An 18,332-nucleotide genomic window follows, 5' to 3' on the forward strand; every position below is an offset into this window, starting at 1 on the left:
TGCCCTCGGGCGAGCCCTCGGTCTCCGTCGCCGACTGACACCACTGGCCGGACCCCGGGGGCGGCAGCCCCCGGCCCGGCGGCACCGGCGGCGCCAACCCGCAGGTCGGACGGCCGGCCTCCCACCAGGCGGCACCGCACAAGCTCCGCAGGTACAGTGCGGAAATCAGCAGACTCGAGTGTGTGTGAGGCCCCGCCCGTGTTGACGCAGACCACCTCCCGGGTCCTCGAACCGAGTGACCTGGACGCCGCTCTCGCCGTGCTCGACCGCGAGCCCGTGGCGAACGCCTTCGTGACCTCACGCGTGCAGGTCGCCGGCCTGGACCCGTGGCGGCTCGGCGGCGAGATGTGGGGCTGGTACGAGGGCGGCATCCTCACCTCGCTCTGCTACGCCGGCGCCAACCTCGTCCCCATCTGCGCCACCCCCAGGGCGATCCGCGCCTTCGCCGACCGGGCCCGCCGCGCGGGACGCCGCTGCTCCTCCATCGTCGGCCCCGCCGACACCACCGCAGAACTCTGGCGGCTCCTCGAACCCCAGTGGGGCCCCGCCCGCGAGGTCCGCCGCCACCAGCCCCTGATGGTCACCGACCGGCTGCCCGAGCACATCGCCCCGGACCCGTACGTCCGCCGCGTCCGCAAGGACGAGATGGAGACGATCATGCCGGCCTGTGTGGCCATGTTCACCGAGGAGGTCGGCGTCTCCCCGCTGGCCGGCGACGGCGGCCTCCTCTACCAGGCCAGGGTCGCCGAACTCGTCGGCTCCGGCCGCTCCTTCGCCCGCTTCGACGCCGACGGCAAGGTCGTCTTCAAGGCGGAGATCGGCGCCGCCACCGACCGTGCCTGCCAGATCCAGGGCGTCTGGGTGGTTCCCGAACACCGCGGCAAGGGCCTCGCCGCCCCCGGCATGGCGGCCGTCCTGCGCTACGCCCTGGCCGACGTGGCCCCCGTGGCGAGCCTCTATGTCAACGACTTCAACACCCCCGCACGCCGCACCTACGAGAAGGTGGGCTTCAAGGAGGTCGGCGCCTTCATGAGCGTTCTCTTCTGACCCCGCGCCGGGACTGTAGGCTCCCCGCCATGGACCCCGTCATCGGCCCCCTGGACCTCACCGCCCACGTCGACGAGGCCCTGGCCGTCCAGGCCGCAGCCTTCGGGCTGGGCCCCGACGAGGTGGCGGTCCGCCGGCAGATCGTCCTGCGCCACATGACCCACCGGGGTGCCCGGGCCTACGGGGCCACCGCCGACGGCCGCCTGGTCGGCTTCGTCTACGGCATGCCCAACGACCGCTCCCACTGGTGGTCCACCGTCGTCGAGCCCTACCTGCGCGCCCAGGGCAACGACCACTGGCTCGACGACTCCTTCGTCATCACCGAGCTGCACGTCCACCCCAGCCACCAGAAACAGGGCATCGGCCGCGCCCTGATCACCACCATCACCGACACCGCCACCGAGCCCCGGTCGATCCTCTCCGCGATCGACGTCGAGAGCCCCGCCCGCAAGCTCTACCGTTCCCTCGGCTACAAGGACCTCGCCCGCCAGGTGCACTTCCCCAGCGCCGCCAAGCCCTACGCCGTCATGGGCGCCCCGCTGCCACTCCTTCGCGCATAACCGATTTCCACCGGCTGGCACCGCCCGGCTAACCTCCTGTCATCACCCAGACGCAGCAGGAGTACGAGAACCATGGCGAACGCACCGGTCCAGCGCATGTCCCAGTTGATGGCGAAGACGCTGCGCGACGACCCGGCGGACGCCGAGGTCCTCAGCCACAAGCTGCTCGTCCGCGCCGGCTACGTCCGCCGCACCGCCGCCGGCATCTGGTCCTGGCTGCCCCTCGGCAAGAAGGTCCTCGCCAACATCGAGCGGGTGGTCCGTGAGGAGATGGACGCCATCGGCGCGCAGGAGGTCCTCCTCCCGGCCCTGCTGCCCCGCGAGCCCTACGACGCCACCGGCCGCTGGGACGAGTACGGGCAGGAACTCTTCCGCCTGAAGGACCGCAAGGGCGGCGACTACCTCCTCGGCCCCACCCACGAGGAGATCTTCACCCTCCTGGTGAAGGACCAGTGCACGTCCTACAAGGACATGCCGGTGATCCTCTACCAGATCCAGCACAAGTACCGCGACGAGGCCCGCCCCCGCGCCGGCATCCTGCGCGGCCGCGAGTTCCTGATGAAGGACTCCTACTCCTTCGACCTCGCCGACGAGGGCCTCGCCGAGTCCTACGCCCTGCACCGCAAGGCCTACCAGCGGATCTTCGACCGCCTCGGCCTCGACTACCGCATCTGCGCCGCCACCGCGGGCGCCATGGGCGGCTCCAAGTCGGAGGAGTTCCTCGCTCCCGCCGAGGCCGGCGAGGACATCTTCGCGGACTGCCCCAACTGCGACTTCGCCGCCAACACCGAGGCGATCTCCTACGAGCTGAAGCCGGCCGACGCCACGGACGTCCCCGCCGCGGAGGACATCCCCACCCCCGACACCCCCACCATCGACACCCTCGCCGCCCAGCTCGGCGTCCCGGCCTCCGCCACCCTGAAGAACCTCCTGGTCAAGGTGGACGGCGAGATCGTCGCCATCGGCGTCCCCGGCGACCGCGAGGTCGACATGGGCAAGGTCGAGGCCCACTTCGCCCCGGCCGCCGTCGAACTGGTCACCGAGGCCGACTTCATCGCCCGCCCCGACCTGGTGCGCGGCTACGTCGGCCCGCAGGGCCTGGACAAGGTCACGTACATCGCCGACCCGCGCGTCGCCCCCGGCACCGCCTGGATCACCGGCGCCAACAAGGCCGACACGCATGCCAAGAACGTCGTCGCCGGCCGCGACTTCGAGGTCGACGAGTACGTCGACGTGGTCGTCGTCGAGGAGGGCGACCCCTGCCCCAGGTGCGGCACCGGCCTCAAGCTGGACCGCGCCATCGAGATCGGCCACATCTTCCAGCTGGGCCGCAAGTACGCCGACGCCCTCAAGCTGGACGTCCTCGGCCAGAACGGCAAGCCGGTCCGCGTCACCATGGGCTCCTACGGCATCGGCGTCTCCCGCGCCGTCGCCGCCCTCGCCGAGCAGACCGCCGACGACAAGGGCCTGTGCTGGCCCAAGGAGGTCGCCCCCGCCGACGTCCACGTCGTCGCCGCCGGCAAGGCCCTCCAGACCGAGCTGGCCCTCGACGTCTCGCAGAAGCTGGCCGCCGCGGGCGTCCGCGTCCTGGTCGACGACCGGGCCGGCGTCTCCCCGGGCGTCAAGTTCACCGACTCCGAACTGATCGGCGTCCCCCAGATCCTGGTCGCCGGCCGCCGTGCCGCCGAGGGCATCGTCGAACTCAAGGACCGCAGGACCGGCGAACGCGAGGAACTCACCGTCGAAGAGGCCGTCACCCGCCTCACGGCCTGATCGTGAGGGGGCACCCACGGGTGCCCCCTCCGCATCCGCACCCGCGCGCACGCAACGGCGTCGCCCTTCTCGCGGACGTACCGGTGTGCCGCGCGGCGGGGAGGGGACGTGCCGGGGGCGTCCGCCCGCGGCGGGCGGCGGAGACTCCGGGCACCCTCGTGACCGGCCCCGCCGCGTACCGAGGACGGACCTCCGGTGCGGCCCCGGCTCACCCACCGCCCCCGGGCGCCACGCGCACCCCCGCCGGCCCCGCACGGGCGCCGCAGGGATCAACGCGCACCCGTACACACCCGCACCCGCCGCACGCACCCCTGCCACACGACATCAGGCACCACGGCGCGCACCCTGAACGCTCCACGCGACCCCCACGGCGCGCACCCTGAACGCCTCCACGCGACCCCCACGGCGCGCACCCTGAACGCTCCACGCGACCCCCACGGCGCGCACCCTGAACGCCTCCACGCGACCCCCACGGCGCGCACCCTGGACCGGCACCCCGTGCGCCCTACAACCAGCCGGCGAACTCCAGCAACAGCTCCGCGTCCTGCTCACGCCCCACACGCCGCGCCCGCACGCCCGACTCCACCGCACGGAACAACGTCCACCCGCGCAGCCGCTCCTGATCGACCTCCAGCGACTCCGCCAGCCGCTTCACCCGCCGCCGCGTCGTCGCCGCCCCCGACGGCTGCGCGATCAGATCCTCCACCCGGTCCCGCACCAGCCGCGCCAGATCGAAGGCACACTCACCGACCACCGGATCCGGCCCCACGGCCAGCCACGGCATCCGCTCCCCGGCCAGCACCTTGCTCTGCCGGAACGTCCCGTGCAGCAGCCGCGCCGCCGACTGGGGCGTCGTCGCCAGCAACTCCTCCCGCGCCGTCAGCGCCGCCTCCACCAGCGGCCGCACCTCGGGATCCCGCTCCGCACTGGCCCGCATGGCCTCCGCCTGCCGCCCCGTGCGCTCCTCGACCGTCTCGAAGCCATGGCCCTCGGGCGGCGGCACCCACAGCCGCCGCAGCGTCCCCGCCGCCTCCAGCAGCGCCTTCGCCTCCGGCAACGACCGCACCGACACATCCGGATGCAGCCGCTCCAAGAGCAGCACACCCACCTCGGCACCCTGCTCCGCCGAGGACTCCAGCAACTGCACGGCGCCCAGCCCACCCCAGTGCGCCAGCGCCGCCCGCTCGTGCTCCGGCCGCGCCCGCGCCGGCGCCAGCTTCAGCACGGCCGGCGTCCCGTCCGCCGTCCGCACCAGCACCACCAGGCTGCTCCGCCCCCCGGGCACCTGCACCCGCTCCACGGTCAACTCGCGCGCTGCGACGGCCCGCTCCGCCCTCTCCGGCAGCTTCGCCAGCCAGTCGTCGCCGTCCGGCGCCGTCTCCGCGAGCGCCCTCACCAGACGCTTCGGCGGTTCGAAAACCATGCGCGAGTCGTTCCCTTCCTGCTGTACGCGGCGCGTCCACGCCGCCCCCGTCATCGCGCCGGTGCCGCAGCCCCCGGCGTCGTACCGGCCCCCGACCGCTCGGCGAGCCCAGGGAAGGCTACGCTCTTCCCGCTCCAGCGCACCGACCGCACCGCCGCCTCCCGCAACGCCTCGGCCGCCGCCCGCCGCCGCTCACCCGTGCTGTCCCGCACCAGGTCCGCGTAGATCCCGGCCACCCGGTCCTCCAGCTCCGCGGCGAGCCGCACCGCGGCCGCCGCGTCCGGCACCGCGAACGGCAGCGCGTACCCCGCGGCCGCCGCCACGGGCGTGGCGCCGGCGTCCCGCACCTGCCGCACCAGCACGTCCCGCCGGGCCCGGTGCGCGTCGTACGCGGCGCGAACCTCCCCGCGCCGCTCCTTGCCGATGCGCCCGCCGACGACCCCGTAGCCGTACACCGCCGCGTGCTCCGCGGCCAGTGCGGCCTGCAGCGCCCGCAGCTCCCGGTCCTTGGCCGCCGCGGTCTCGCCCTCGCTCATCCGGTCACCCTCTCCGGTCATGCCTTCGTCAGCAGATACGCACGCGCCGCACCGGCCGCCGCCACCGAGGCCAGCAGCCGCGCCAGCTCACCCGGAGCCTCCACCAGCCCCTCGGCCCGCCGGTCGGCAAGCTCCCGCTCCGCCCTGGCGAGCTGAGCGAGCGCCTCCTTCTCGTCCCCGGGCACCCCTGAAGGCGAAGCCGCCACCACGGCCTCCTCGGACGGCGAACCCGAAACCGGACCCGACGCCGAAGCGGGCGCCGACCCCGAAACGGATGCCGAAGCGGACGGCGAACCCGAAGCGGGCGCCGTTGCCGAAGGCGAGGCGTGTTTCCCCGCCCCGCCCCCGAACGCGGCCTCCTGCCGCACCACATCCGCCCGCAGCAGCCCCAGCCGCCCCGCCAGCTTCGGATGCGCCGCGATCACCGCGTCGTACCGCTCCACCAGCTCCGCGCTCTCCCGCGCCGCCCGAGCCCGCGCCCGCTCCTCCGCCGACTCCGGCCTGCGCTCACCCGCCCCCGACTTCCCGGACCCACCGGTGCACCCGGTCGCGGCCACAGCCGGCAGGACCGCGGAAGCGATCAGCAGACTCCTCCTCCGCGGCCCCGCCGCACAGAAGGACGAAACCGGGACCGAAGCCGGCGCCTCAGCCGACGGCGACGAAGAAGACACGGACTGCGGAAACAACGACACGGCTGACGTCCTCGAGGAACTCGTGCACAACGCGGCGGCGGAAGACGATGACGGGCCACAGCCCGCGATCACCGTACCCGGCACCACGCACGGCGGCCGCCATCGGCACCAGGTGGACGGCAACACCCTGCGCGACCGGATACCCTTTGACCAGACACGCGACCCATCCCACAACAGCACACGCGGCCGAGGAGTCACCCGGATGAGCACCACCCAGAGCGAGAGGCTGCGAGAACTTCTGGAACCGCTCGTCACCTCACAGGGCCTCGATCTCGAGGAGATCGCCGTGGACCCCGTCGGCCGGCGCCGTGTGCTGCGTGTAGTCGTCGACTCCGACACCGGTGCGGATCTGGACCGGATCGCCGATGTGAGCCGTGCGCTCTCGGCGAAGCTGGACGAGACCGACGCGATGGGCAGCGGGGAGTACACCCTCGAGGTCGGGACCCCCGGCGCGGAACGCCTCCTCACCGAGCACCGGCACTACGTCCGCGCCACGGGCCGCCTGGTGAAGTTCCAGCTGGCGGACGGCGGCGAACTGGTCGCCAGGATCCTGAAGACCGACGACGAGGGTCTTGATCTCGAAGTGCCCGGAGTGAAGGGCCGCAAGGCCACCACCCGCAGACTCGCCTTCTCCGACATCGACAGGGCGCGCGTGCAGGTCGAGTTCAACCGCAAGGACAAGAAGGAAGAGGAGGCGTAGCCGTGGACATCGACATGAGCGCCCTGCGGGGCCTGGTACGGGAGAAGGAGATCTCCTTCGACCTGCTCGTCGAGGCGATCGAAGCGGCCCTCCTCATCGCCTATCACCGCACCGAGGGAAGCCGCAAGCACGCGAGGGTGGAGCTCGACCGGCAGACCGGGCATGTGACCGTGTGGGCGAAGGAGGACCCGGAGGACGTTCCGGAGGGCCAGGAGCCCCGCGAGTTCGACGACACCCCGTCCGGCTTCGGCCGTATCGCCGCCACCACCGCCAAGCAGGTCATCCTGCAGCGGCTGCGCGACGCCGAGGACGACGCGACGCTCGGCGAGTACGCCGGCCGCGAGGGGGACATCGTCACGGGCGTGGTCCAGCAGGGCCGCGACCCGAAGAACGTGCTGGTGGACATCGGCAAGCTGGAGGCCATCCTGCCGGTGCAGGAGCAGGTGCCCGGCGAGGAGTACCCGCACGGCATGCGGCTGCGCTGCTATGTGGTGCGGGTTGCGAAGGGCGTGCGCGGCCCGTCCGTCACGCTCTCGCGCACCCACCCGAACCTGGTGAAGAAGCTGTTCGCTCTCGAGGTGCCGGAGATCGCCGACGGTTCCGTCGAGATCGCCGCGATCGCCCGTGAGGCCGGTCACCGCACGAAGATCGCCGTCCGCTCCAGCCGGCCCGGCCTGAACGCCAAGGGCGCCTGCATCGGCCCCATGGGCGGCCGGGTGCGCAATGTGATGGCGGAGCTGAACGGCGAGAAGATCGACATCGTCGACTGGTCCGACGACCCGGCCGAGATGGTGGCGAACGCGCTGTCCCCGGCCCGGGTGTCCAAGGTCGAGATCGTGGACATGGCGACCCGTTCCGCGCGGGTCACCGTGCCGGACTACCAGCTGTCCCTGGCGATCGGCAAGGAAGGGCAGAACGCCCGGCTCGCCGCCCGTCTGACCGGCTGGCGGATCGACATCCGGCCCGACACCGAGCAGGCCGCTCAGTGACAGGTCACGCGGCCCCGGCGGCGTCCGGGGAATAGATCCAGTCCGCAGGACGCTGAGATCACGACAGCTTTGCGTCCGCCGTGTGTTCGATTCTTGCCCCGAAGGGGTGAGGTCGGTCCGGGGAGGTAGACTTAGCTGTGTCTGGCCGGACACGTATCCGCGCATGCCCTGAGCGCACCTGTGTGGGGTGCCGGGAGCGAGCGGTCAAGAACGAGCTGCTGCGGATCGTGGCGATCGAGGGCGCGTGCGTCCCCGATCCTCGCGGTACGCTGCCCGGCCGGGGTGCTTATGTGCACCCCGTCCCGGTCTGTCTGGACCAGGCAGTGCGCCGCAAGGCGTTTCCGAGGGCGCTGCGCGTCCCGGGACCGCTCGACGTAATGGCGTTGCGCCAATACGTCGAGCAGGCACAAGGTTGCTGAGAGCAGCCCGTAAGAAGCGCCGTACGGAACCCCCCGTGCGGTCTGGTACCTCGCGAGTCGAAAGCAGGTCGAGATTGCGATGAGCACTCGATGAGTACGCGATGAGTACGCCCATGAACTAGCGACGGTCCGGACGCAACCCGGACCTCAAAGGAGCGAAGTGGCTAAGGTCCGGGTCTACGAACTCGCCAAGGAGTTCGGCGTGGAGAGCAAGGTCGTCATGGCCAAGCTCCAGGAACTCGGTGAATTCGTCCGTTCGGCGTCTTCGACCATCGAAGCGCCCGTAGTACGCAAGCTGACCGACGCCTTCCAGCAGGGCGGCGGGGGCAACGGCAAGTCCGCCGCGAAGCCCGCCGCGCCCAAGAAGGCATCGCCGTCGGCACCCAAGCCCGCCCCCGCGCCGTCCCCGGCGCAGGCGGCACGCAAGGCTGCCCCGAAGCCGCCGGCCGCGCCCAAGCCGGCCGAGAGCCAGCAGCCCTCGGCCTCGTCGGCGCCCTCGCCGGCCACTCCCGGTCCGCGCCCGACGCCGGGTCCGCGGCCCACGCCGCGTCCGGCTCCGGCGGCCCCGGAGTTCCAGGCCCCGCCGTCGGCCCCGGCCCAGCCGGGTCCGAAGCCCGGCGCGCGTCCCGGCGCCCCGAAGCCCGGTGCGCGTCCCGCGGGCCAGGGTCAGGGCGGCCAGAACCGTCCGGCGGGCCAGGGCCAGCGTCCCGGTGGCGCGGCTCCCCGTCCGGGCGCCCGTCCGGCCGGTCCGCGTCCCGGCAACAACCCCTTCACCTCCGGTGGCTCCACCGGCATGGCCCGTCCCCAGGCTCCGCGCCCGCAGGCGCCGCGTCCGGGCGGCCCCGGTGCTCCCGGCGGCGGTCCCCGTCCGCAGGCTCCCGGCCAGGGCGGCCCGCGTCCGCAGGCTCCGGGCGGGCAGCGCCCGACCCCGGGCTCGATGCCGCGTCCGCAGGGCGGTCCCCGTCCCGGCGGTCCGCGTCCGAACCCGGGCATGATGCCGCAGCGTCCGGCTGCCGGCCCGCGTCCTGGTCCCGGCGGCGGCCGTGGTCCGGCCGGTGCCGGCCGTCCCGGCGGCGGTCGTCCCGGCGGCGGCTTCGCCGGTCGTCCCGGCGGCGGTGGCGGTCGTCCCGGTGGCGGCGGCTTCGGCGGTCGTCCCGGCGGCGGTTTCGGTGGTGGCGGCCGTCCCGGCTTCGGCGGTCGTCCCGGCGGCCCGGGTGGCCGTGGCGGCACGCAGGGCGCCTTCGGCCGTCCCGGCGGTCCCGCGCGCCGTGGCCGCAAGTCGAAGCGGCAGCGGCGTCAGGAGTACGAGGCCATGCAGGCCCCGTCGGTCGGCGGCGTGATGCTGCCTCGCGGCAACGGCGAGACCATTCGCCTGTCGCGCGGTGCCTCGCTCACCGACTTCGCGGAGAAGATCAACGCCAACCCGGCGTCGCTCGTCGCGGTCATGATGAACCTCGGCGAGATGGTCACCGCGACCCAGTCCGTCTCCGACGAGACGCTCCAACTCCTGGCCGAGGAGATGAACTACAAGGTTCAGATCGTCAGCCCGGAGGAGGAGGACCGCGAGCTGCTCGAGTCCTTCGACCTGGAGTTCGGCGAGGACGAGGGCAGCGAGGAGGACCTGGTGGTCCGCCCGCCGGTCGTCACCGTCATGGGTCACGTCGACCACGGTAAGACCCGCCTGCTCGACGCCATCCGCAAGACGAACGTCATCGCGGGCGAGGCCGGTGGCATCACCCAGCACATCGGTGCCTACCAGGTCACGACCGAGGTCAACGACGAAGAGCGCAAGATCACCTTCATCGACACCCCGGGTCACGAGGCGTTCACCGCCATGCGTGCCCGCGGTGCGAAGTCGACCGACATCGCGATCCTGGTGGTCGCGGCCAACGACGGCGTCATGCCGCAGACGGTCGAGGCGCTCAACCACGCCAAGGCGGCCGAGGTGCCGATCGTCGTCGCGGTCAACAAGATCGACGTCGAGGGCGCGGACCCGCAGAAGGTGCGCGGTCAGCTGACCGAGTACGGCCTGGTGGCCGAGGAGTACGGCGGCGACACCATGTTCGTCGACATCTCCGCCAAGCAGGGTCTGCACATCGACGAGCTGCTCGAGGCCGTCATCCTCACCGCGGACGCCTCGCTCGACCTGCGGGCCAACCCCAAGCAGGCCGCGCAGGGCATCGCGATCGAGTCCCGGCTCGACCGCGGGCGCGGTGCCGTGGCGACCGTCCTCGTCCAGCGAGGCACGCTGCGGGTCGGCGACACGATGGTGGTGGGCGACGCCTACGGCCGTGTGCGCGCCATGCTCGACGACAGCGGCAACAACGTCTCCGAGGCCGGCCCGTCGACGCCGGTGCAGGTCCTGGGCCTCACCAACGTCCCGGGTGCGGGCGACAACTTCATCGTCGTGGACGAGGACCGTACGGCCCGTCAGATCGCCGAGAAGCGCGCCGCCCGTGAGCGCAACGCGGCGTTCGCCAAGCGCACGCGCCGCGTCTCGCTCGAGGACCTGGACAAGGTGCTCAAGGCCGGCGAGGTCCAGCAGCTGAACCTGATCATCAAGGGTGACGCCTCCGGTTCGGTCGAGGCCCTCGAGTCCGCGCTGCTCCAGCTGGACGTCGGCGAAGAGGTCGACATCCGCGTCCTGCACCGCGGTGTCGGTGCGGTCACGGAGTCCGACATCGACCTGGCGATGGGTTCCGACGCCATCGTGATCGGCTTCAATGTGCGCGCCGCCGGGCGGGCACAGCAGATGGCCGAGCGCGAGGGTGTGGACGTCCGGTACTACTCGGTCATCTACCAGGCGATCGAGGAGATCGAGGCGGCCCTCAAGGGCATGCTCAAGCCGGAGTACGAGGAGGTCGAGCTCGGTACGGCGGAGATCCGCGAGGTCTTCAAGTCGTCCAAGCTGGGCAACATCGCGGGTGTCATCATCCGCTCCGGCGAGGTCCGGCGGAACACCAAGGCGCGGCTCATCCGCGACGGCAAGGTGGTCGCCGAGAACCTCACCATCGAGGGTCTGCGTCGCTTCAAGGACGACGTCACCGAGATCCGCGAAGGCTTCGAGGGCGGTATCAACCTCGGAAACTTCAACGACATCAAGGTCGACGACATCATCGCGACGTACGAGATGCGCGAGAAGCCGCGGGCGTAACACCCACGGCTGGAGCTGGCCGACGGGACGCGTTCCCGTCGGCCAGCGCCGCGTCTGGCGACCGGCCGCACCCCACGGGGGCCGCGGCTGCCCGCCCGGCAATTGCGTCGATGGGCCGCACCCGTTCGATGTACGGTTCTCGAAGGTCCATCGATCCCGCACCGGCGGGTTAACCGGTTGCACACATGCTTGTGGGGACGCTGTCCTTCGACCTCCTCCTCGGCGATGTCAGGTCGCTGAAGGAGAAGCGCTCCGTCGTCCGCCCGATCGTCGCCGAGCTCCAGCGCAAGTACGCGGTGAGCGCGGCCGAGGTGGATCACATGAACCTCCATCGCCGGGCTCTCATCGGCATCGCGATGGTCTCCGGCGACGCGGGGCACCTGACCGACGTGCTGGACCGTTGCGAGCGACTGGTCGCCGGCCGCCCCGAGGTGGAGCTGCTGTCCGTCAGACGGCGCTTTCACGGCGAAGACGACTGACGATCACAGCTGGCGAGATTCGAGACAGGAAAGAACGGGAGACGACCAGTGGCCGACAACGCGCGGGCGAAAAGGCTGGCGGACCTCATCCGAGAGGTGGTGGCCCAGAAGCTGCAGCGTGGGATCAAGGACCCGCGGCTCGGCTCGCACGTCACCATCACGGACACCCGGGTCACCGGTGACCTCCGGGAGGCGACGGTCTTCTACACCGTCTACGGGGACGACGAGGAGCGCAAGGCCGCGGCGGCCGGCCTGGAGAGCGCCAAGGGCATCCTGCGCTCCGAGGTGGGCCGGGCGGCGGGCGTGAAGTTCACGCCGACCCTGACCTTCGTCATGGACGCCCTGCCGGACACCGCACGCACCATCGAGGACCTCCTCGACAAGGCGCGCCAGTCCGACGCCAAGGTGCGCGAGGCGTCCGCCGGGGCGACCTACGCAGGAGACCCCGACCCGTACCGCAAGCCGGGCGACGACGAGACGGACGACACCGCCGAATGACCCAGAAGCACCGCACGCCCGACGGCCTTGTCATCGTCGACAAGCCGTCGGGCTTCACTTCGCACGACGTGGTCGCCAAGATGCGCGGCATCGCACGCACCCGCCGCGTCGGTCACGCCGGCACGCTCGACCCGATGGCCACCGGTGTGCTGGTCCTCGGCGTCGAGAAGGCGACCAAGCTCCTCGGACACCTCGCCCTGACGGAGAAGGAGTACCTGGGCACCATCAGGCTCGGGCAGAACACCGTCACCGACGACGCCGAGGGCGAGATCACCTCCAGCACGGACGCCTCCGGGATCACCCGGGAGGCCGTCGACGCCGGCGTCGCCAAGCTGACCGGCGACATCATGCAGGTGCCGTCCAAGGTCAGCGCCATCAAGATCGACGGCGTGCGCTCCTACAAGCGGGCCCGCGAGGGCGAGGACTTCGACATCCCGGCCCGGCCGGTCACCGTCTCCTCGTTCCTGGTGCACGACATGCGCGAGGCCGAGGCCGAGGACGGCACCAGGGTGATCGACCTGGTGGTCTCCGTCGTCTGCTCCTCCGGCACCTACATCCGCGCCCTCGCCCGCGACCTCGGCGCCGACCTCGGGGTCGGCGGCCACCTCACCGCGCTGCGCCGCACCCGCGTCGGCCCGTACAAGCTGGACTCGGCGAAGACGCTGGAGCAGCTCGAGCAGGAGCTGACCGTCATGCCGATCGCCGAGGCCGCCGCCGCGGCCTTCCCCCGCTGGGACGTCGACGCCAGGCGCGCCCGGCTGCTCACCAACGGGGTGCGTCTGGAGATGCCGGACGAGTACGCGGGCTCGGGCCCCGTGGCGGTCTTCGACCCGGAGGGCCGGCTGCTCGCCCTGGTCGAGCAGCAGAAGGGCAAGGCCAAGAGCCTCGCCGTGTTCGGCGGCTGACGACACCGGGACTGCCGCGGAGCGGCGTCCTGTGCCGCGCGGGGCGCCGCTCCACGGTCCCCCTCGGTTCCCCCATCCCCAGGGTGTATCCGTCCCGCCCCGCCCGTTCACCCGTAAGCGCGGGCGCTCGGAGTGAACCGGGGGAGCGGAAGGGGGCGCGTTCGTCCGGCGCTCTGTCCCGCTGATCATCTTCGCCGTACCGTCGGAGCAAGGCACGGCGGTACGGCGGGGAGGCGGCGTGACGGCTCAGCGGATCGCCCCGGAACAGGCGAGCGTCTCCGACCGGGGCAGCGTCCCGGACCGGGGGAGCGCCCCCGACGACGTCCTGGTACGCATCCACGACCTCGCCGGCCGGCCGCGCGGCACCGGCTTCCTCGCCGACCACCACGGCACGCTGATCACCAGCCACGAGGCGGTCGACGGACTGCCCCGCCTGGTGCTCCACGCCCCCTCCGGGCGGAGCTGCGCGGTCACGGCGGACGAGGTGACCGCGCTGCCCGCGCTGGGCCTGGCGCTGGTGCGCACCGAAGGGCTCGGCGTGGCCCCCCTGCCGGTCTCCGCCCGCGAGCACATCGACCCCGGCACCTACGTCCGCATCCCCGCGGGCGGCTGGCGTCAGGCGCGGGTACTGGGCACCACCCCGGTCACCTACACCGCCGTGGACCGCTGCCACGGGCTGCCCGAGGCGCTGGAACTCGCCGTGGGCACCGCGGGCCGGGACGCGCTGCGGCTGGGCGGCGGCGCGGCGGGCGGCCCGGTGCTCGACGCGGCCACCGGCGCCGTGCTGGGCGTGCTCGGCACGGCACTGTCGTCCGAGACCGCCGACGTCGGATTCGCCGTGCCCCTGCGCCCCGCCACCGAGGCGCTCGGCGAGCTGCTCGCCGAGAACGCGGCCACGGTCCCCGCCTACGGCGACGACCTGAACCTCGCCGGACTGCTGGAGCTCACGGCCACCTCGGTGGCCCAGGACGGACCGCCCGGTGCCCTGCTGCCGCAGCCCGTGGTGGAGCGCACGGCCGTGATCGCCGAACTCACCGCCTTCGAGGAGGGCACCGCCTGCGTGCTGGGCCTGGTCGGGCCGCCCGGCAGCGGCCGCACCACGGAACTGGCGGCGCTCGCCGCCCGCCGGCACCGGGCGGGGCGGCCGACGCTGTGGCTGCGCGGCGCGGACCTGCGCGGTGAGGACACCTCGGTCGCGGACGCCGCCCGCCGGGCGCTGGACCGGTCCGCCCGGATCGTGGCCGCCGCCGGCCACACCCCCGGCCCCGTCGAGGACCTCGGCGACACAGGACCGGAGCGGCTCGCCCGGTTCGCCGCCGCCACCGGACGCCCGCTGCTGCTCCTGCTCGACAACCCGGAGGAGATGCCGGCGGAACTGGCCGAGCGGCTCCCCGCGTGGACCGCGGGGACGGCCCGCTGGCTCAACGAGCAGGGCGCACGCCTGGTGCTCGCCTGCCGCGAGGAGCACTGGGAGCAGGCCGGCGCCCGTTACCCGGCGGAGCTGCTGCACGGGAGCGGCCCCGGCGGGGACGGCCCGCCCGCCTGTGTGCGCCTCGGCGATCTGACCACCGAGGAGGCCTGGGAGGCCCGCCGCCGCCAGGGCATCCCGGAGGGCGTCCTGGCCGACGCCCGGCACCCCCTGACCCTGCGCCTGCTCGCCGAGATCCTGGCGGCCCTCGGCGACGACGGCGCGGACCCGCCGTCCGGCGCCGGGCTCCGCCCCGCCGCAGGACAGGGGCCGCACTGGGCCCCCGCACGCGCGCTCACCGCACCCGCATCCGGTGCCCGCGGCGGCAGCGGCGGCGCCGACGACCGGGCCGGGGTGGACGACATCCGCCCGCCCGAGGCCGGCCTCGACCGGGACGCCGTCTTCGCCGCCTACCTCGATCTGGCGTGCCTGCGCGTCGCCGTGCGGCTCGCCGCCGAGAACGGCGTGCGCGGCACCGCCGTGCGGCGGCTCGCCGCCAGGGTCGCCGGGCAGGTGCACGAGGCCGCGCGGCTCAGCCTCGAGGACGGCGGGCTGACTCGGGAGGCGTTCGAGACGCTCTTCCCCTGGGGAGCCGCGCCGCACCGGCTCGGCGGCGGGACCGGCTGGGCCTCCGCCGTGCTCGCCGAGGGCCTCCTGGTGCCCGCGGGCTCCGGCTACCGCTTCGCCCACGAGGAGCTCGCGGACTGGCTCCAGGGCCTCCATCTCGACCTGGACGGTGCCCTGCGCACCCTGGTGCACGACCGGCCGGACCGGCCGGTCCCGCACCACCGCCTCGGCCCCGTCACCCAGGCCATGCTGCTGCTCGCCCGCCAGCACGGACCCCGCCACCTCGCCTCACGCCTCGCCGACCTGGTGCACGCGCTGGACGCCGACCCCGGCTCCTGGTGGGCGGCCCGGCTGCTCACCGGCACCCTCACCCGCGTACCGGACGCCACGCCGTACACCGAGGTGCTCCGGCTGCTGGCGGACCGGACCGTGGCCTGGCGTCAGCGGGGGAGCGTGCCGCCCGGCCTCGGCCCGGCCTTCTGGGCCTCGCTCGCGCTGCCGCAGGACGCCCGCCTGGCGCTGCTGCGCCGCCTGGTGCACGCCGACGGTCCCCCCTGCGAGCCCGGCCCGCGGTTCCTCGACGAGGTCGCGCGGCAGCTCACCGCCGACCCCCGCGCCGTGGTGCCGCTGCTGGTGCGCTGGTTCGACGACGAGCGGCCGCTGCCCGCCACCCCGCACGCCACCGCGGCCACCGCCGCCCAGGCCCTGCTGTACACCCACCGGCACCGCGCACCGGACACGCTCACCGACGCCCTCGCCGACAGCACGCACCGCAGGGCGGAGCAGCTGCTCACCGCGCTCGCCGAGGAGGAACCGGCCGTCGTGTGCCGGGCCGTCGACCGCTGGGCCCGCGATGAACGCCCCACCCGCCGGAGCGCCGCCGTGACCTACGGCCTGCGCGCCGCGCCGCACGCCCGCGACGTCGCCGACCGCGCGCTGCTGCGCTACGCGGCCCTCGCCCTGCTGGTCCGCAGCAGCGACCGCGCCCTGCACGGCGGCGCCCTCGCCCTGCTCGTGCGCGACCCCAGCAGCCGGGACCGCCATCTGGCGCGCGCCCTGCGCCACTTCACGGCCGGCGACCCGCTGCTGCCGCCGAGCGCCCTCATCCAGGCGCTGAGCACGCACCCCGGGCCGGTGCTCGACGCCTTCCGCGAGCGGCTGGCGCAGCCCGCCGGCTCCGCCGAGGCTCTCCACGCCCTCGCCGACGCCACCACACCCGGGCTCACCGACCGGGTCGCCGCGCTGCTCCGGGACGCCGCCGGGCGGCGCCCGGAACTCGCCGGGCAGATCGCGGCCTACGCCGACCGGCGGCTGGACCGCGAGCCGGCCCTCGGGGACACCGGGCTGCGGCCACTGCTCACCGCCCTGCTCTCCGGCGGTCCCGAACCTCTGCGGGCCGCGCTCGCCGGAGTCCTCGCCGCACCCTGCGCGGCCTCCTCCCGCCCGCTGCGCCGGGAGCTGCTCGACCGCCTCCTCGCCGACGAGAGCGACCCGGGCGTCCTCGACGCCGTCCTGCGCGCCGCGGCCCGTCACACCGGCGAGGAGCAGCGGGCGCTTGTGCACCGCACCGGTCTGCTGCTGATCCGCACGGCCGAGGGCGCCACGCGCTTCGACCGCGCCCTGGTCGACCTGTCCCGGCACATCCCCGGCTTCGCCGCCGCCGTGACCGGATGGCTCGCACAGGCGCCGCAGGAGTGGGCCGCGGTCGTCGGCCCCAGCTCCCGGCGCGCCATCGAGAACCTGGCAGGTGCGACCGTCCCCGCTTGACCCTCACGGACCCCGTCACCGGGCGGGCCACCGGACCTGTCGCCGGACCCGTCGCCGGACCTGCCGTGCGGACGTGCACCCCGTCACAGGCCCGATGCCGATGCGGGCCGAGGGCGGGCGGCATGGCACCCTTAGACCTGCGTACTCGGTTTGGACGAGGTTTCGACAAGGAGCAGGCACAGTGCAGCGCTGGCGTGGCTTGGAGGACATCCCCCAGGACTGGGGGCGCAGCGTCGTCACCATCGGCTCCTACGACGGTGTCCACCGAGGGCACCAGCTGATCATCCGGCACGCCGTGGAGCGCGCCCGCGAGCTGGGCATTCCCGCCGTGGTGGTCACCTTCGACCCGCACCCCAGCGAGGTCGTCCGCCCCGGCAGCCACCCGCCGCTGCTCGCCCCGCACCACCGGCGTGCCGAACTCATGGCGGAGCTGGGCGTGGACGCCGTGCTGATCCTGCCGTTCACCAAGGAGTTCTCCAAGCTGTCCCCGGCCGACTTCGTGGTGAAGGTGCTGGTGGACAAGCTGCACGCCAAGGCGGTCGTGGAGGGCCCCAACTTCCGCTTCGGCCACAAGGCCGCCGGCACCGTGGACTACCTCGCCGAGCAGGGCAAGGTGTACGACTTCGACGTCGAGGTCGTCGACCTGTACGTCACCGGTGAGGCCGGCGGCGGCGAGCCGTTCTCCTCCACGCTCACCCGGCGCCTGGTCGCCGAGGGCGATGTCGCCGGCGCCGCCGAGATCCTGGGCCGCCCGCACCGCGTGGAGGGCGTGGTGGTGCGCGGCGCCCAGCGCGGCCGCGAACTGGGCTTCCCCACCGCCAACGTCGAGACCCTGCCGCACACCGCGATCCCCGCCGACGGCGTCTACGCCGGCTGGCTGCACGCCCAGGGCGAGGTGATGCCGGCGGCGATCTCGGTCGGGACCAACCCGCAGTTCGACGGCACCGAGCGCACGGTGGAGGCGTACGCCATCGACCGGGAAGGGCTCGACCTGTACGGGCTGCATGTCGCCGTGGACTTCCTGGCGTTCGTGCGCGGGCAGGCGAAGTTCGACACGCTGGACGACCTGATGGCGCAGATGCGGCAGGACGTCGAGCGGTGCAAGGAGCTGATCACCGCGGCCGAGCGCGAGCAGAGCGCCTGAGCGACGGCCCGGCCGGACCTTCCGGCGGGCGCCTCGGCACCTGCCCGGCCGGACCTTCCGGCGGGGCGCCTCGGCACCTGCCCGGCCGGACCTTCCGGCAGGCGCCTGAGCACCGGCCCGGGCGCCGTGCGGCAGGCGCCTGGGCCCTCGGCTCGGCGTCGGTCTCGGTCGGTCTCGGAGCCAGGCCTTCCGGCGGGCGCCCGGCCGCCCG

At 73.5% G+C, this 18,332-nt stretch carries 16 protein-coding genes; 12 read left to right on the forward strand and 4 right to left on the reverse strand.

The window, feature by feature from the left end; genetic code table 11:
• The first annotated feature begins 198 nt into the window (after positions 1–198).
• From HCJ93_RS27410 to HCJ93_RS27420, 3 genes are all read left to right on the forward strand, one after another.
• Positions 199–1,047, forward strand: coding sequence for a GNAT family N-acetyltransferase (locus HCJ93_RS27410; protein ID WP_167998516.1), 849 nt, complete (start codon positions 199–201; stop codon positions 1,045–1,047).
• A gap of 29 nt (positions 1,048–1,076) precedes the next feature.
• Positions 1,077–1,607: a GNAT family N-acetyltransferase gene (locus HCJ93_RS27415; RefSeq protein ID WP_167998517.1), complete on the forward strand. Its 531-nt coding sequence runs from the start codon at positions 1,077–1,079 to the stop codon at positions 1,605–1,607.
• Between the two features lie 72 nt (positions 1,608–1,679).
• Positions 1,680–3,380 carry a proline--tRNA ligase gene (locus tag HCJ93_RS27420; protein ID WP_167998518.1) on the forward strand — a complete coding sequence of 567 codons (1,701 nt, stop codon included), beginning with the start codon at positions 1,680–1,682 and terminating at the stop codon, positions 3,378–3,380.
• Positions 3,381–3,885: 505 nt separating this feature from the next.
• Here HCJ93_RS27420 and HCJ93_RS27425 read toward each other — a convergent pair.
• The 4 genes from HCJ93_RS27425 to HCJ93_RS27440 form a co-directional block, all read right to left on the reverse strand.
• Positions 3,886–4,803 carry an aminoglycoside phosphotransferase family protein gene (locus tag HCJ93_RS27425; RefSeq protein WP_167998519.1) on the reverse strand — a complete coding sequence of 306 codons (918 nt, stop codon included), beginning with the start codon at positions 4,801–4,803 and terminating at the stop codon, positions 3,886–3,888.
• 50 nt (positions 4,804–4,853) lie between these two features.
• Positions 4,854–5,360, reverse strand: a complete 507-nt coding sequence (locus HCJ93_RS27430) for a ferritin-like domain-containing protein (RefSeq protein ID WP_240967930.1) — start codon at positions 5,358–5,360, stop codon at positions 4,854–4,856.
• Positions 5,357–5,545 carry a hypothetical protein gene (locus tag HCJ93_RS30285; RefSeq protein ID WP_373563620.1) on the reverse strand — a complete coding sequence of 63 codons (189 nt, stop codon included), beginning with the start codon at positions 5,543–5,545 and terminating at the stop codon, positions 5,357–5,359. Before HCJ93_RS30285 ends, HCJ93_RS27430 begins: the two co-directional genes overlap by 4 nt.
• A 439-nt stretch (positions 5,546–5,984) precedes the next feature.
• Positions 5,985–6,203 carry a hypothetical protein gene (locus HCJ93_RS27440; RefSeq protein ID WP_167998520.1) on the reverse strand — a complete coding sequence of 73 codons (219 nt, stop codon included), beginning with the start codon at positions 6,201–6,203 and terminating at the stop codon, positions 5,985–5,987.
• Positions 6,204–6,233: 30 nt separating this feature from the next.
• Between HCJ93_RS27440 and rimP the strand changes: the two genes are divergently transcribed.
• From rimP to HCJ93_RS27485, 9 genes are all read left to right on the forward strand, one after another.
• Positions 6,234–6,731 (forward strand): ribosome maturation factor RimP, encoded by a 498-nt coding sequence (gene rimP, locus HCJ93_RS27445; protein ID WP_167998521.1) that lies wholly within the window; start codon positions 6,234–6,236, stop codon positions 6,729–6,731.
• A gap of 2 nt (positions 6,732–6,733) precedes the next feature.
• Positions 6,734–7,720: a transcription termination factor NusA gene (gene nusA, locus HCJ93_RS27450; RefSeq protein ID WP_167998522.1), complete on the forward strand. Its 987-nt coding sequence runs from the start codon at positions 6,734–6,736 to the stop codon at positions 7,718–7,720.
• A 137-nt stretch (positions 7,721–7,857) separates the two neighbouring features.
• Positions 7,858–8,139, forward strand: coding sequence for a YlxR family protein (locus HCJ93_RS27455; protein WP_167998523.1), 282 nt, complete (start codon positions 7,858–7,860; stop codon positions 8,137–8,139).
• 160 nt (positions 8,140–8,299) lie between these two features.
• Positions 8,300–11,293, forward strand: coding sequence for a translation initiation factor IF-2 (gene infB / locus HCJ93_RS30060; protein WP_167998524.1), 2,994 nt, complete (start codon positions 8,300–8,302; stop codon positions 11,291–11,293).
• 185 nt (positions 11,294–11,478) lie between these two features.
• Positions 11,479–11,772 (forward strand): DUF503 domain-containing protein, encoded by a 294-nt coding sequence (locus HCJ93_RS27465; RefSeq protein ID WP_167998525.1) that lies wholly within the window; start codon positions 11,479–11,481, stop codon positions 11,770–11,772.
• 48 nt (positions 11,773–11,820) lie between these two features.
• On the forward strand, positions 11,821–12,270 hold the full coding sequence (gene rbfA, locus HCJ93_RS27470; RefSeq protein ID WP_167998526.1) for a 30S ribosome-binding factor RbfA: 450 nt from the start codon (positions 11,821–11,823) through the stop codon (positions 12,268–12,270).
• The gene (truB, locus tag HCJ93_RS27475; protein WP_167998527.1) at positions 12,267–13,175 is read left to right on the forward strand and encodes a tRNA pseudouridine(55) synthase TruB; all 909 of its coding nucleotides are present in this window, start codon (positions 12,267–12,269) and stop codon (positions 13,173–13,175) included. Before rbfA ends, truB begins: the two co-directional genes overlap by 4 nt.
• 238 nt (positions 13,176–13,413) lie before the next feature.
• Positions 13,414–16,977: a trypsin-like peptidase domain-containing protein gene (locus HCJ93_RS27480; RefSeq protein WP_373563621.1), complete on the forward strand. Its 3,564-nt coding sequence runs from the start codon at positions 13,414–13,416 to the stop codon at positions 16,975–16,977.
• Positions 16,978–17,158: 181 nt separating this feature from the next.
• Positions 17,159–18,121 carry a bifunctional riboflavin kinase/FAD synthetase gene (locus tag HCJ93_RS27485; RefSeq protein WP_167998528.1) on the forward strand — a complete coding sequence of 321 codons (963 nt, stop codon included), beginning with the start codon at positions 17,159–17,161 and terminating at the stop codon, positions 18,119–18,121.
• The last annotated feature ends 211 nt before the right edge of the window (positions 18,122–18,332 follow it).

This window comes from Streptomyces composti (genome assembly GCF_012034205.1).
In the GTDB taxonomy this organism is placed as follows: Bacteria; Actinomycetota; Actinomycetes; order Streptomycetales; family Streptomycetaceae; genus Streptomyces; species Streptomyces composti.